Below are 15,720 nucleotides of genomic sequence, written 5' to 3'. Positions count from 1 at the left end.
GTTCATTATCCGTAACTTGGTAGTTGAGAATTGCTATTAAATTCTAATAACAAAGCATTATTGTTAAGTTTAAACTTAGAGTGAAATATAGCGCAGAGCTCTCATTCTTAATTTCCTTATTTTTGAATGAATTAGCTTGCTTTAAATGGTATTATTGAGGCTAAGACATTCGTTTGTGTAATGTCGGTTACACCAAGAGTACTGTTTGGCGACTGCGCTCTTGGTGTTATAAATTCAGAATGATCTTAACTTTAGCGAAAATAAATTTCAACTTTTTACTCGATTTTTTTTCGACTAAAATGTATGATTGTCAAAAACTTCAAAAGAATTACATGGCCAACTGTGTACAGTACAATTGCTCTTGGGATGATATAAAACAACAGGTACTCCAAGTTAACCCTTCGCTCTATAACATTATTGAGAGTGATAGGAGTTTGGTACCAGATACCGTTACAAAGCTCAAATATCGTTACGGTCAACAAGTTGGGGACGAGTCGTTCTTTTACTTCCCAAACTGTCAAAAATCTCAAACTATGCCGTTTTGCATGGTTCTTGAGAACAATTTCGAGATGTATATGGAGTTTAATGATAATATATCACCTTGGAAGATATATAAGCCTGGTCAGGTTTTTCCTTACACTAAATTTTTAAAAAATAACTATCTTTATGAACCTTCCGACATATTAAAGATGACAGCTGGTATAAAAAACTCTTTTATTTTGTTAAATAAATTTAGTGACAAGAAAAAACACGCTAATTTGAAAAAAAGATTTAACCTTTCCTCCGAGCCTCCAAAATGCTTTACAGAACAATTTCATATTTTTAAAGAAATTTGTGATTATGCAAAACCAGACTGGACAGCCACTCTTCTAGCCTTTCCTACATCGTGGGAGGAAAAAGCTTACCGATCACCCGAGTTTGCCAACTATCTGAATCGTATCGCAAATGAAGACCATCTATTTAAAAGAAACTCTTTACTTTATGACTATATTTTAACAACTGTCATTTTAAAGAATCGAATTACATCAAATAGTTTCATAAAAGAGATTATTAAATATCTTCTATACGTGGCATGCGGTGATCAATCTGCATATATGCCATCTTTATGTGAAGCGAATGCTCCAATCAGTTTTTTAAGAAATACCTACATAGAGGTATATAAATCTGAATCAACACCAATATTTATGGTCCCACACAAGCTTGTTCCCTTTGAGTCAACCGAAACAGTTTACTACTCTTTAAATAAAGATGATTTTCTATTCAAACCAAATCAAATTTCTAACTTAAATAAATTATCCCAAGAAATCAAAATTGCATTTACAAACACGCTTCATGAGCTTAAGTCTTGTGAGATTGCAACCAACACCTTACTTTACAAAAGCACTTCTGTGACTGAATTAGATATTAATCATCGCTGGAATGGGAGTCCTAGTGATAACAACCAAAGTTCTCTATCATTTTTTGAAGACCCAAACATACAATTGCAAAAGGTTAGTGCATTACAATTACCAATAAACTCCCAGTTTCTGTCAGGATGCTTTTCAATGAAATATCTCAATCAATTTAATGTACATAAAAAATAGTCAAATAGTTTTGTTAAATTTTCAAAAATCTTTTTTACCTGCGACATCGGTATTTCATTTTTGTTAAAATAATCATGAATAGCTTGTATAGAATCTAAATTTAGTTCTACCTTAACTTTCATGATGAATGGCTTTATTTTATCTTTGTTTGGGATTACTCCTGAGTATTTGTCTAAAACTGAAGCTATCCTCCCAATATAATCTGGTGGGATTGCTAAGAATTTACAGATATTTAAATAATCACCTTTGCAAGACAGGTTGGTTAGACATTCGGCTGCATTAATTTGTTCCAATCGATCTCGAATAAACTTTAACACCGACTTATATGAGTACATCTGTTGTGCTGAATTAAAATATATATTTGGAATAAACTTAATAGTTGGTGAAAATTTAGGCTCAATTTCATTACTAAAATAATTCAATACATCCTCTTTTTTAATATCCACATAGAGTTTGCGAAATTTGGCTAGGATATCACTTCCCAAATATGTGGATAACGTCTCCCAAGTTCTCTGTTTGAAGTGGATGTTTTTTATAATAGATAAATAGCTTTGAAGTTCATTATGCTCCAGGGCTGTTTTCCTAAAATTTATGATTGCCAGAGTTTTCGAATTAGAAGGATCTCGAGGGTCATACGACACTGCGACTTCGTCGTCTCCATCAACATAATGATTCAAGAATTGTTCGTACACCCAACCAAAACCCAACATCCCTACTTTTCTAAGCTCAAATGCTCTTAATGCCCCCATCGAGCCAATACCTACTACTTTAATACCACGAGATATCAACCACAAAATTTCTTTATGAGTAATGCTGGGCTGTTGATCAAATACACCATCAACAATAACAACCTCTTTAATTGTTGGATAGGAAAAATACAAATTCAATAAATGTCCTCTTCTTATACTTGGTAAGATAAGGTCAAAGTCTGTCAAATATTTTTTCATTTCTATATTTGATAATGTGGATTCGATAAAAATAGCCCTATCGATTCTCATATATCAACCAAAAATGACTTCAAAACAGTGATTTCACTCTGGATATAACAATAGTAGGCCAAATCTTTTTTATGTTGACTTAATATGTTTTTAATGTTTTTGAATTCTTCAGATACTGAGATCTCATAAAGAGCATAGTTTAATAGCATTCTTTCTATTCTAGGGGATTCTTTAAGTTCCGTTTTCTTACTGGCTCTCACGTATAATTCATCAGTAATATCGTCACGAACACCTGAGATCACTCCTACTTTTGATTGAATGGCCTCAAATAATGCTCTTTCCATAGCAAAGTAAATATTGGAATGACTAGCGTACCCTGCAAATATTTTACCGATATCTAAAGGACTCTTATTTCTAATTTGACACCCTACTACAGGAATACAAAAAGGACTTTCATACAGATAAAAAATACATTCAATATTGTCATCAATACAAAAAGAAAATTTTTTATCTACCAACAATTCACTCTTCTTGTTATTTTTAACTGAAATTCGTTCATTTAACTCCCAAAAACTATAAATAAGTGCTTCTTCAAAAGAATTTCCTGATGCTAAACCATTAGAGTTCTGACCTACCAGCCTATTCATTACGTTGTTACTGTCGAGGCTTAGGAAACAGTGTGGAATTAAGACCTCTTTTTGTAAATTAAGAAGAGTTCCCCAACACCAATCTATAGGAAACTCTTCACTAATTGACACAAATGAAGAAATTTGGTCAGGTCTTATAAAATAATTATTGCTCGAAATGATGTTTTTTAGTGAGGTGTTTGAAACATCTGGAAGAACCTCCTCTGCATAGAAGGTCTCAACCGACTCCATTAGAGCAGAGCATTTGGCATCTTCGATAGTTATGCCCTTTCCCATACTACTGGTAAGCGACTTTGCAGAAGGTCTTATTGCGGAATAAACAAAAAGCTTAAATGAACTATCTAGATAAGTTAAATCTGAAATCCTAGAAATACCAAATTTGTCTAGATTTTCTAATAAGTAATTGACGGTTTCCAATGATGGCTTAATTCGTGCCATAGACTATCCACCAGAGGTTGCAGAAATAATCAGTAAGCTATCTTTATCATGACAATGTAATCCTTTTAGATCTAAGACTTTACTTTTATTCAGATAGATAGCTATAAATGGTTTAGGTTTTCCATCATTGTTAAAAAGTATGTCATAGTCGCTACCAATCAGACATTTAAGCAGTTCAGTCCATAACTCATTAGAGTTAACCTCGTAATTGCCATTATATATCTCTAAACTACCTGGCAAACTTAATTGAATAAAAAACATTATATAAAATCAATAGAATTTAAAGATATGGACTCATCAGTATTACTTTCCTGATTGTCGAAATCAAAGAACTCAGAAATATCCTCATATCCAATTATTGTATCTTCAGTATCCACAAGTATACCTACCTTACATTTTGATATTCAATAATACTATTATTTTCTAACCAACGGAAATCATCTAGTAGGTTTTCAACGCTATCACTCTCACCAAGGAATGCTATTGAAGCATTACTAGCTGAAATAGGATGTTCACAAATATCCCCCACCTTCACTCGAACATCGAAATTGTACTCTCCCTTGAGCTTGGGTAATGTAATACTCATAACTTTACCCTTTTGCATGGGAATATATCCACTTATTTGAAAACCTTCAAAATTCTCTCTTAAAGGTAATGGCTTATTTAATTCTAAAAGTATCATCGCAGTTTCCATGCTAATACCCGATCGCTTCTTGTGAATTAGATTAATTGCACCGCCAGCTTGACGAATGTTAGTCTCAAGAAAAATAAGCGTTCCATCATTATCAACGAAAAACTCAGTGTGCATGACTCCATTAGTAAAATTCATAACACTTGCAACTAGTTTACTCGCTGATTTTATTTTCTCTTCTAGATAATGATTTTGTATGGGAAAACTAGAAATTATCTTACCTTTTAAAAAGAAGTGATTAGGGTAAGAGTATTGTCTTGCTTGTATATACTTAATTTGTCCTTGTTGTACATATAACTCACAATGAACCAACGGAAGGTTATAGAATTTTTGAATGATAAATTTGTTGTCACTCCAAGATTTAAATTTTTCCCAGCAACTTTCAATTTCTACAGATTTAACCTGCAAGGTGCCTTCTGCACCAGCTAAATTATCAGGTTTTATAAAGTAATCTCCCTCTCCTAATCTTTCTCTAAGTAACCTTGGAGTTATAGAAGAATCGAATACGACTGTTTTTGGAGTAGATAGTACTCCATAAAGAAGTTCATACATTTGGGATTTTATTTTAAATTTTGTGATTTCTCTAACCCCCATCCCGGGAATAGAGAAATGATCCCTTAATTGTGCAACCTGCATCAAAAAATTATCGTTATAGCAAACAATAGCATCTGTCTTTTTTTGAGATAATATTTCTATAAAATGTTGGAATGTTAAATCTTCATAATAAACTGCTTCAAATTCATCTGAAATGTTTGTATGCTCACTTCCTTTCTTGAAGGAGTAAATTGGGTAAATATTATTCTCTTTTAGAATTTGAGAATCTATCTGGTCATACAAAAACGATGGCCCTATAAGTAACACGGTTTTCTGTTTCATATCTTACTGAAATATTTTTGCATTAAGCTGCATAATGTTGAGAAAATAGTTAAAATTACAATTGCTATTATCAAAATGTGCTTTAGCTCTAATAATGTTAATTTTGATAGTCCACGAATGAGCAAATATAGTAAGGCTGGACTTAATCCGTTTAAAACAAGAGAATGAAAGTTAGTTAATTTTGCACCCTGCAACTCGTTATACTGCTCTAATTGTGCAATCTGTCGAACATAAAACAAGCTTAAATACTCCAAGAGTGCATAGGCAGCAAAAATAAGCAAGAATACACTCAAACCCATCACTTGTTTATTTATAGACCAAAAAAATAAACCCAAGAAAACAGGAACAAACAGGTTTATATAAAATATAGAACTCATTAGCTCTTTTCTAGAGAATGTTACATTTCTTTTTAAAAGAAATAAGGTGAATACGAGGCCAATAAGTATGGAGAAAAAAGGTTCGCAAGAATAAGTATAATTAAATACATTTAAAATATTGGACTCATTTTTAACAAAATAGGTTAGAATTGAACCCGTTAATACAGCTAACACCAAACCATAACCAAGGCCAATGCTAACTAGCAACTGCAAATCAATTTTTTCGACTTCTATTTGATGAATTTTATAGAAGTAGGCAATGAATATCAGTATCAATAAAGCACCAACCCAACCTGAAAGCATGAATGCAGTTGAGACTATTGATGCAACAATCAACATTAAAAAGATCAGTGAAAAGGCAATTAAAATTTGTATGAATGAATATTGACCACAAATTTCTTTGAAAGATAGATGATATCTACGAACAAATACCAGATAACAAACAAACGCCATCTCCAAAACCATACAGAATGTCCTGTATTGCTCGGTATAATCATTTGCGAAAAACCAACTAAAGATTCCAAGCGTTATTACGCCGGAAAAATTCAAAATAATTCCGAAATAATTATTACCATGAGCAGTAGATAAATTAGTTTTTCTGGAGTTGCTAATTTCCTCTCTGACTAATAACTGGAAATAACAGATAACAAAATAGTGTGCCCCGCTCCAAGCATACAGTGAAAGTATATTATGTGGATTCATTACAAAGTAGCTGGTGATAGTAAAAAAACAACTAAAAACTATAGCTAACAATCTGTATATATGTAGGATGTGATTCTCACCGCCTTTTTTTGTTAATGCTTTACTGAGAAATTGATAGAAGAACGACAAGAGCATACTATTACATGCTAACAACATGGTAATTTGAGAAAAATATAAAATTAGCTCTAATGGGCTGCTCGAAACTTCGTCATAAAAATGAGTTTCGATTCCTAATGCTCTTATTGGAATATATACAGGAAGAATAAAGAAATAGATGAAACCAATGCTTGAGAATAGTCCATTAACAACCATATTCCTTGAACTACTCATTATAGATATCTTCCTAACCTTTTAATTTAAAGTAGGTTATTATACCTAGAGCTTCAATTCGTTCAAATATCCCAAAGTATTTTCTATATGAATAATAGATATTGTAGACAAATCCCAATTTTGGGAAAAGAAGGCCAGTATAATTTGGAAAACACCTCTGTATTAATCATTGGGGCAGGAGGAGTAGGATCGCCACTTAGTTTATACCTTGCCGGCTCTGGTATTAGTACTCTAGGACTTATTGACTTCGATGATGTTGACCTGACAAATCTTCATCGCCAAATTCTATTTTCTGAAAAAGATATAGGAAAAAACAAAGCTCTCCAAGGTGTTCAGAAACTTAAAACTTTAAACTCTGGAATTAGTATTAACCCCTATCCAGAGAAATTAACGATTAAAAATGCAAAGAGAATTTTTCAAAAATACGAACTTATCATTGATGGTTCTGATAATTTTCAAACTAGATATTTAGCAAATGATATTTGTTGTCAGTTAAATTTACCACTTATTAGTGCTAGTATCTACAAATCGCAAATTCAAATTGCCACAATCAATCCCAAGGTCGCATGCTATCGCTGTATTTTTCCCGAACCTCCACCTCCGAACCTTGTCCAAAGCTGTTCTTTATCAGGAATTATTGGCACTACCTCTGGTATTGCTGGTAGTATTGCAGCTTCAATTGCCATTCAAATAATCTGTCATAAAACCCCATTGGAAAGCAAGATACTCAGAATTAACTGCAATGATTTCTCTTCTGAAAAGCTTGAAATTCTTAAGAATCCAACTTGTACGTCTTGTAAGGTTAAATTAGTTTCATGGCCAGCAATTAGCTATAGAATCAGGCTAGAAGACATAGAGGTGAATGATTATTTAGTTATAGATGTTAGAGAGTTAAATGAAGATCGTTCCAAAATGCTTGTATTAAACCAGCTACACTTACCATTCTCCGAGCTAATCAAATGCCTTCCCCAATTACCTGATAAAAAAATACTTGTATATTGTTCACAGGGAGTAAGAAGTGAATATGTGGCACATCTTCTACGTAGTAGAGGGTTTGAAGCATTTTCCTTAGGTATATGTATATCATTAGACGGGAAATAGATTTGTGAACTGCGTCTCAAAAACGAGGTTCATCAGAGCCACTACCTTCGACTAAGGAAGGAAGTGGCTCTGCGAAATTTAATTTGAGATTAAAACCTGCGGACTTATTCATTATCGGACATAATTTTGTCAAAAAAAGCTTTATCTCCCAAGCTAAGTCTAATAGACACTGATTTTCTTATTAATCCGATCCTAACGTCCTTCATCAAAGGTCTTGTAAGCTTTATTTTCTTTTCAAGCTCTATTATCTTTTCTTGAGTTTCTTGAGTGAAAAATACTTGAGTTGGCCCTTCTAATGGTGATTGGTTCAATCCTTCGTGAATGTCATCAATCAGTTCAATATAATCTGGATCTCTTTCATAATCCGCCCAATTTATTTTTGATATGGTATACAAATAGTAATTCACTGCATCCTCTATTAAACTAGACTGCTTACTCCGACCTGGGTAATCTCTTTCTGCCTGAATCTTTAGTTTTTTCTTAATATCGGTTGGAAAACGCACGCACACTAACCATTTCTCTTTTTTTTGTGGTGATCGAAAAATCATTTTTTTCTTCTTAAAGCCCTCGGTCATAATCATTCCCATTCATAATCAAAAAAATCTACATAAGCAAAATTACTTTAAAATTCAATAAGTTGAAAAATTATGACCCGGGTCATAATTTTTCGTTAATGGCTAATTCTTTCACTTTATATAGTAGGTCTTCTAAGCTTTTGAATGTAATTTCCTTGTTCACGTCGTCAATCTCAGGAAATCTCGAAAGAAGAACTTTATAAAGAACTGATGTTTCTCTTTCATCACTAACTTTAAATGTTGCATATTTCTTTTTAGCTCCTCCCTGACGACCTCTGGGCTGAGGTTTATGTTCCGGCTTAGACTTAACAGGTTCACCACCGTTCAAAATATTTTCAATTTCTGCGTATGTTTTTGGAACAAGCATACGTATCGTTTTAAAAGATAATTGATTGGCATTCAGTTTGGAAAAAAAAATGGGAGGAAACTTCTCTGGCTTAAGACAAATAATTTTCAATGCACTAGCTATTGCTTCATTTAAACCTATTATTGAAGACAACTCTTTATTGGATAAACTAATAGTTTCATCATCTAATAATAGATTTTGAACTATCAAAAAATTTTGAGCAACTGTTAGGCCTTTCCTTAAGTTATTTTCAGAAAGTTGTCTTCTTAATTTCCTGTGTTTTACTTTGAGTTTAGCAAGCAAGCTTTCATCAGTAATTTCTATACAAGTTACATTAGGAACACCAGCCATAATTGCGGCTAACCTCCTTTGATGCCCTTCTAAGATGACATACCCGTATTGCTTCTCGGAATTAAGGAAATAATCTGGATCATTTTCTTTATCAGCCAAAAAAATTTCAATTGGCTCTATCAAACCATCATTTCTTATTGAATAGGCAAGATCTCTTAGAAAGTTATAACTATCTTCTAACTCATCATTATCTAAAGTACAAACTTCAGAAAAGCTTGGAATTATATACTCTCCTGTTGTTGGGTCTAATCGACAAAGGCTTTCTTTTGTATCTATTTTAAGATTGTGCCTAATCCATGCATCATCGATTTTATCTCCTGGCCTAGGATTATAAGGATCTGGTATTAAGAGTAATGGATCATGCTCCACTAATTGTTTGCCTCTTGTATATTTTGTATTAGCAGTTATACCTGCACGCATAACCGTATCTGGCTTACTATTTTTAAGCTTGAGCGAGGTTGCAATGATTTTCTTTTTCATTTCTCTTATCCTTATCATTTAATACTTTTTGATACACAAACTCACCGAGCTCAATTGCTTCTATGGCGAACCTATCATTTTCTTTTAACTCAGTGTAGGGAGCAGTTATGGGAGCTTGATCTTCATCAATATCAACGGCTCTAGGGGAATCATGTATCTCAACATTATCTAAAAGTAATTTACAGAGCATTTCATTTGATTTTATGGTTTCGACAATACGATTCTGCGGAGTCCGTTTATTGTAATCCACTTTATTTTTTAGCAGTCCAATAATTTTAGCTTGAGCGTTTGCTGGTCTATGTATATTTTGTCGATTTACTAAATCAACCATTCCTGCTAACCCTTGCAAAGATTTATTACTTAGTTCTATTGGAATGAGAACATGCGTAGCAGCACGGATAGCGCTTTGGGTCAAAGGGCCTTTTGCTGGTGGAGTGTCAATTATTACCAAATCATAACCACATTCAATAAAATCATCCATTGCAAAGAAATCGTACGCTCTTTGAACTATACTTTCTAAGGTTTCGCTATATTCAAATGATTCGATATCCTTAATTAGGCTTGCATTACTAGGTAAGATATCTAAATTTTCGAGATCAGTAGGGTAAGGAACTACTGGATTTCCTGTCCACATATCTAGTGCAGAGGATCGCCCATCCCATCCCTCGTCATCTTTGCTATTAGGATCATAATCAGGATGCAATGGGGGTTTATAGTTAGACATTTCCCTAATACGAGTATCTCGCAAAAACCTATATGACATATTTCCTTGTGGATCAAAATCAAGAACCAGAACTTTTTTATTTTTTTTAAAAGCGATATATGTCGAGATCAACTGGCTTATTAGGCTCTTACCTACTCCTCCTTTATTGTTGGCTACAACCAAAACACGCGGGGTTTTAGATTTCATTTATCACTCCAATTTGTAATTTCTCGAAGTTAACAATACATAATTACTCACCAATACTCAATACTGTATTGAGTATTTTATATAGAATAATTAATTAGCCTCACTTATGTGTCTAATCGAAGTAAAATCAGTAAGTTATAGTAGTAACAAATTCCAATTGAATTTGCCGTGTTGAGTATTGACACGAAGACTTCAGATCACGTATAAATCCAGATAGTGATAAATTCATAGACTCTTATAGTCGAACAGAAAAACATTTCAGATAAGCTAAGGGAAAAAAATGTAGAAGATAAAAGAAGACGACAGTTGTGAAGAGCGGCAACTCCTCACAACTGTGAAAACAAGCCAAGAATGAAGCTAAATACATTCTCGAATGAATTTGATCGAGATATGTTGCTTGTTTATAAACACACCCATATATTAGCTTCGTTCCCTAAAAAAAACAATAAGATAAGGAATTATCTATGGGGAACTTTTGTTCTATTTTTCACGCGAGATTTAAACATCTAGTCGCGGTTATACCCTCAGTAACAAAAGCACATTTTATGGATTACCTTCTGTTAGGATGGGAAAAAAGCACCTATCAATTAAAAGGATCCAGTAATAAATGGTTCATGAAACCATATGAAGAAATCGCTACTGATACAGGCATTCCCAAGGGAACTTTTCAGCGTTATTTAAAAGAGTTTTCTGATAAGGGCTTTATTGAACGTCGTCAGGCTTTATTTACACGAACGGCAAATGGTGAGTTTCAAGTTAAGAAGGGTGCGTATATCAATATTACGGAGAAATTTCTCTCTATTCTCAAACAACCTGGAAGCGAATCGAAAAACGTGTCGGATGAAAGTAATTCAATTCACAGCAAAAGGGGTAAATCAAACACCGACATTACTTCAAACAACATGAAGCCAACTTGTTCAAATAAAAGCACTTTTGATATGATCGAACCTCTCAATTTGCGCAGTCTATATATAAGTGATCTTTATAACACTTCTCTTAAAACTAATGTTATTAGTAGAAATTTATTCCCATCTGTGGATAAAGACAAGAATCAGCGAACCGTTAAACAATTTGAAGCAGTACAGCAGTTTTTATTTTCTGACGTTAAAGAAGAAATACCGGAGCCCATAAAAGAATTGATCTCCGGTACATTTTTCAATTTACTGGTTAAAAACAAGGTTCAGATATCCGCACCGAAACAGCTGGCAGCAGAGTACTTATTTGCCTTGTTAAACACGCAGTACTATCTGCCTAAAGTCACTTGTTTCAAACACAGAAATAATATCCTTTCCAAGCTCTTACGGGCGAATCAATGGCAAACCCCCAAGGGGTTTTATAACCATTTTTATCTGGGGGGCCAGTTTAAAGATAAGCAAGTGCTTCGTGAAACCCGTTGGCAAGAAGATAAAGACGCAGAGATTAATCCCCGCACTAATCTATGCAAGGAGGACAATCAAGAGCCTCGTTTGGCGGCAATTGAGGCAGCCATTTACGCAAAGGCCGCCTTGTTAGAGACGTTGAAGCAGGCGATTATCCAGCAATCCGATGAAGAAAGTATTTTACTCATGCGAAAGAAAATACAAGAGGCTCGTCAAGAACTGGAAGCATTATGGGAGCAGCAAAGAATCTTTGAATTAGAATTGGAACAACAAACGATTGAGAATCATTCATTGCTTTGTGCCTAAGTGTTGCTTGGCATGAGAATAAAAGAATAGGGAAGAGGTACTCTAATCTTTTTTCTCATTGAGCCAATCCTCAATGGCTTGGGTAGTTGCAAGAACCGCATGCACTGTTTGTTGATATAGTGGCTCTAATTGCTCGGTTTGGCCTGATTTCCAGTATTGATCAAAGTACTGGCAAGCCATCTTTAACTGAGTGGTGCCCACATACACCGCGCCGCCTTTGATTTTGTGAATGAGTTGCTGGGTTTTTTCCCAATCACTGGCTTGGTGTGCCAGCTTTAATTTTTGCATGTCTTCAGGCAGTGATTCTGTAATCATAAAGCGAAGCATATCGGCTACATTGGTCTCGGCTCCCAGTGTTTTTATTCCTTCTGCAATATCAAGTAAGGGGAACTCAGCCAAGGATAGGGGCGGCCGCTCTGTTGAACTTGCCAGTTGAGAGGGCGTTAATTCTTTTTGGCGTCCGGGAATAAAGGCATTGATCATATCCGCACAGTTTTTAGCCGTGAGTGGTTTGGTCAGTACGGCATTCATTCCGGCATCGATACAGCGTTTTTTATTTTCGTCGCCGGCATGTGCCGTTAAAGCAATAATAGGCGTATGCGTTTTTTTGGTTAATTCCTGCACGCGAATCGCATGCGTCACCTCGTAACCGTCTACATCAGGCAAGCCGATGTCCATCAGGATCAAATCATAGTGTTGCGTTTTCCATAAATCGAGCGCGGTCTTGCCGTCTTCTGCGATATCAACGGCACATTGAAGTTTGGATAATAATGATCGGGCGGCATGCTGTGCAATGATGTTATCTTCAACCACGAGTACTCGGTGCTCAGCGGATTCTACGGAGGGGCAGGGTGGTGGTTTAATTTGCTGTGCATACGTCGTTTCGTACAGTTGATCGACCAGCGAATCCTGTTCTTCCATGCCTAAATCATTATCGAGAAGCGGCTCCTGGAGAGGGATGACGCAGGTGAAGGATGAGCCCTTGCGAGGCTCACTTTTAACATAAATTTCACCGTTTAATTCATCCACAAATTGCTTCACTACCGATAAACCCAAGCCAGCCCCTTTATAAATGCCCTGGTAGGAAGGGGTTAAGCGCTTAAATTGAACATAGATTTCCTGCTGTTTGTCTTTGGGAATGCCCATGCCTGAATCTTCAACAACCAGCATTAACACCAATTGCTTCCCTTCCTGTTTAGCAAGATGCGCGGATAATTTCACAAATCCAGTATCCGTGAAATTTAAGGCATTGGCCACTAATTCAAGGATAATGCGATGAATACGCACCTTATCCCCTATGACATAACGGGGGATAGCTTCATCAAATTGTAAAGACAGCGATAATCGTTTCTGGGCGGCTCTCGCCATGTTCAATTTAATGACATGCTCTAATGCTGCTTTTAAATCAAACTTCTTTTTAAGCCTGGGGATTTCTCCTGAACTGACACGAATGGCTTCAAGCACTTCATCCAATAAATCCAATAGGGCATGGCTGGAGGCTACCAAGTTCTCAGAGTATTCTTTGATGTGGGGGTTATCCGATTCCATTTTAAGTAAATCGGCAAACCCTACAATACCGGTTAATGGGGTACGGATATCGTGGCGCATGTTCTCCAGAAATTCTGTTTTCGCCTGGCTGGCTGCTTCAGCGCCTTTTTTAGCTTCAATGAGTGATTTTTGCAGTTGTTCTATTTCGGTAATGTTAATGGATATCCCCATTATTCCTACCGTTTCATTATTTTTATTTTTTAAAGGCACTTTTTGAGATAGAAAAGTGGATTGAACGCCGTTGATTAACCCGGTTTCTTTGATGGTAACGGGCTCTCCGGTGCGCATCACTTCCCTATTGGTTTGATTCACTGTTTCGGCAATTTCTTTCCAGGGCATATCGTCGTTCGTTTTTCCAACAATATCCAATCGGTTACTAAGACCAATATTGTTGGCATGCTCCTGATTGCAGCCCAGATAGCGATTGTTTTGATCTAACCAATAAATATGCCCAGGAATATAATTCATCATGTGATGATAAAAGGATAATTCCTCTTCAAGCTCCCGAAGACGTTTTAGTAATTCATCCTGCAGTAGTCCGTTAGGATTATCGCTCATTTAGTCTTAGCCATTCTGACATAGTTTATTTTTCTAGCTAATTATAGTTCAGTTTCATTGAACAATAGTTCCTGATATTTACGGGGTGTTGGGTCATACAGGGGATAATAAGTAATTGAATCACAAAACACATGGTTTAAAAACAAAAGACTAGGGTTTTCAAAAGTGCATCCCTCTTTTTTTGCGAAATAAGCATGCTGATTAAACGCCTCCCATTCCTGTGCGATAGGGGCCTTGAATGCGCTGTTATTTTCATAGGCTTCCTTGTAAATACAGGGCGTGTTTCTTAGATTGCCTGAAAATTGAGGATGCGCTGCAAAATTCGCCAAAAGGATTTGTATAGGCGACTGTTGATTTAAACGATTAACATAGGTCTCGGGCCGTTCAACACCGTCTGGGTAGTTTACAATTCCTTCACAGATTATCGCCGCTTGACACTTATTATCGAAACGGGGTGTTAAGTAAAATTCTTTTTTGTCGAGGGATGGTGTAAACCCTAACAAGAGTTCATCATGATAGCGGTGCTTTACAAAACGAGAAACCTTAATGATGAGTGGAATATTGTGTTGCAAAGCGCTCAAAAGGATCACTTTGGCTGTTGGATACTGTGGAAGATAGCTGCGTTTATGATCGTCGTAACGAATGACTAACAATTCCATTAGTGCTGGGTTATCATACAGCTGACTATGTCTCTGAATAATTTGGCACGACATAAAGGACAACTCTTTCTGCGCACTGGAAACGAAAGACTTTATTTTATTGTGCACTAATCCAAGACCATTTAATGCCTCCAAACAGGTTTTTTCATAGAGCATAAACGACGAAGAGGGCAGTTGTTTTTTAGTCAGGGTTAGCAAATAAGACAACACGATAAATTTAACATCGAAAAGCAATTCATTATCAAACCCAAGATAGAGGCCATGTTCCTGAAGATAGCTCTCAATGGTTTGTCTTGTATGCTCATTGATTGGCGGTAATGCGCTTATTTTTTCAATGATTGTATTGAAGGATTGCATCACCGAATGCCAAACAGAGAAAGCGCTCGTATCGCGATACTTATTAGTCATATGCCATAAAGCAAATGCTCTAATGTGGCAAGCATTCTCACAAACCAGCGGGTCTAGGGCATTCAGCTCGTTGGTTATGAACAGGTGAACGGCTTCCTGGCAAAGCATGAAGAGGTTTTTCAATGTTTCTTTAGGAAAGTTAATCAGTTTATGAAGAAAGTCTTGAGGAAAGAGGTGCGAGAGATTTTGGGTCATAAATGTATTATCCATAATTACATGGACGATGATTGTACAAAAAATAATCATAAAAAGCAATATGTGATCAATTAATAAAGCGGGTTGTTTTAAAATAAATTCTAGAGTCGCACTGCCTGCGGAAAGAAATAAGGTAAACTTGATTAATTATCAATGAGATAGAGAAAATAATGTCTCTAAAGAAAACAGCGGAAAAAGTCAAGACTGGTTCTTCTTAAAAAAAGAAGATACAATGCATCTCCCAAATCTTTATCCAAAGCCAGGCTTTTGTGGATAAGTTTTTTTGAACATCGCTCTATAAACCCCTCTTTTATTGCTTTCC

General features: G+C 35.5%; 13 protein-coding genes. 3 read left to right on the top strand and 10 right to left on the bottom strand.

The genetic code is table 11. From position 1 onward, the window contains the following. Positions 1–332 precede the first annotated feature (332 nt). Entirely contained in the window at positions 333–1,583 is a 1,251-nt protein-coding gene (locus DYH42_RS16415; protein WP_131793043.1) for a hypothetical protein, read from the top strand. On the opposite strand, the gene DYH42_RS16410 is transcribed toward DYH42_RS16415, so the two are convergent. The 5 genes from DYH42_RS16410 to DYH42_RS16390 form a co-directional block, all read right to left on the bottom strand. Next, positions 1,559–2,581 (bottom strand): TfuA-like protein, encoded by a 1,023-nt coding sequence (locus tag DYH42_RS16410; protein WP_058523521.1) that lies wholly within the window; start codon positions 2,579–2,581, stop codon positions 1,559–1,561. The genes DYH42_RS16415 and DYH42_RS16410 overlap by 25 nt on opposite strands. Continuing rightward, the gene (locus tag DYH42_RS16405; RefSeq protein WP_058523522.1) at positions 2,578–3,606 is read right to left on the bottom strand and encodes a YcaO-like family protein; all 1,029 of its coding nucleotides are present in this window, start codon (positions 3,604–3,606) and stop codon (positions 2,578–2,580) included. The genes DYH42_RS16410 and DYH42_RS16405 overlap by 4 nt, the downstream gene beginning before the upstream one ends. A 3-nt stretch (positions 3,607–3,609) precedes the next feature. After that, positions 3,610–3,867, bottom strand: coding sequence for a ubiquitin family protein (locus tag DYH42_RS16400; RefSeq protein WP_058523523.1), 258 nt, complete (start codon positions 3,865–3,867; stop codon positions 3,610–3,612). A 124-nt stretch (positions 3,868–3,991) separates the two neighbouring features. Next, positions 3,992–5,173, bottom strand: coding sequence for an ATP-grasp domain-containing protein (locus tag DYH42_RS16395; protein ID WP_058523524.1), 1,182 nt, complete (start codon positions 5,171–5,173; stop codon positions 3,992–3,994). Further along, on the bottom strand, positions 5,170–6,564 hold the full coding sequence (locus tag DYH42_RS16390) for a hypothetical protein (RefSeq protein ID WP_058523525.1): 1,395 nt from the start codon (positions 6,562–6,564) through the stop codon (positions 5,170–5,172). The genes DYH42_RS16395 and DYH42_RS16390 overlap by 4 nt, the downstream gene beginning before the upstream one ends. Before the next feature lie 105 nt (positions 6,565–6,669). Here DYH42_RS16390 and DYH42_RS16385 point away from each other — a divergent pair, with 105 nt between their 5' ends. Beyond that, the gene (locus tag DYH42_RS16385) at positions 6,670–7,683 is read left to right on the top strand and encodes a HesA/MoeB/ThiF family protein (protein WP_058523526.1); all 1,014 of its coding nucleotides are present in this window, start codon (positions 6,670–6,672) and stop codon (positions 7,681–7,683) included. A gap of 104 nt (positions 7,684–7,787) precedes the next feature. On the opposite strand, the gene DYH42_RS16380 is transcribed toward DYH42_RS16385, so the two are convergent. From DYH42_RS16380 to DYH42_RS16370, 3 genes are all read right to left on the bottom strand, one after another. After that, positions 7,788–8,270: a hypothetical protein gene (locus DYH42_RS16380; RefSeq protein ID WP_237759008.1), complete on the bottom strand. Its 483-nt coding sequence runs from the start codon at positions 8,268–8,270 to the stop codon at positions 7,788–7,790. Positions 8,271–8,340: 70 nt separating this feature from the next. Then, positions 8,341–9,435 carry a ParB N-terminal domain-containing protein gene (locus DYH42_RS16375; RefSeq protein WP_058523528.1) on the bottom strand — a complete coding sequence of 365 codons (1,095 nt, stop codon included), beginning with the start codon at positions 9,433–9,435 and terminating at the stop codon, positions 8,341–8,343. After that, positions 9,398–10,345 (bottom strand): ParA family protein, encoded by a 948-nt coding sequence (locus DYH42_RS16370; RefSeq protein WP_058523529.1) that lies wholly within the window; start codon positions 10,343–10,345, stop codon positions 9,398–9,400. The genes DYH42_RS16375 and DYH42_RS16370 overlap by 38 nt, the downstream gene beginning before the upstream one ends. A gap of 545 nt (positions 10,346–10,890) precedes the next feature. Here DYH42_RS16370 and DYH42_RS16365 point away from each other — a divergent pair. Then, positions 10,891–12,030 carry a helix-turn-helix domain-containing protein gene (locus tag DYH42_RS16365; protein ID WP_237759009.1) on the top strand — a complete coding sequence of 380 codons (1,140 nt, stop codon included), beginning with the start codon at positions 10,891–10,893 and terminating at the stop codon, positions 12,028–12,030. A 42-nt stretch (positions 12,031–12,072) separates the two neighbouring features. On the opposite strand, the gene DYH42_RS16360 is transcribed toward DYH42_RS16365, so the two are convergent. Together DYH42_RS16360 and DYH42_RS16355 are read right to left on the bottom strand one after the other, a co-directional pair. After that, positions 12,073–14,136: a response regulator gene (locus DYH42_RS16360; protein ID WP_115317204.1), complete on the bottom strand. Its 2,064-nt coding sequence runs from the start codon at positions 14,134–14,136 to the stop codon at positions 12,073–12,075. Positions 14,137–14,177: 41 nt separating this feature from the next. After that, positions 14,178–15,398, bottom strand: coding sequence for a hypothetical protein (locus tag DYH42_RS16355; RefSeq protein ID WP_058523985.1), 1,221 nt, complete (start codon positions 15,396–15,398; stop codon positions 14,178–14,180). Between the last annotated feature and the right edge of the window lie 322 nt (positions 15,399–15,720).

This window comes from Legionella birminghamensis (genome assembly GCF_900452515.1).
Classification (GTDB): Bacteria; Pseudomonadota; Gammaproteobacteria; order Legionellales; family Legionellaceae; genus Legionella_C; species Legionella_C birminghamensis.
The sequence above is the reverse complement of the archived record's forward strand: the minus strand, read 5'-3'. Positions and strand labels throughout refer to the sequence as shown.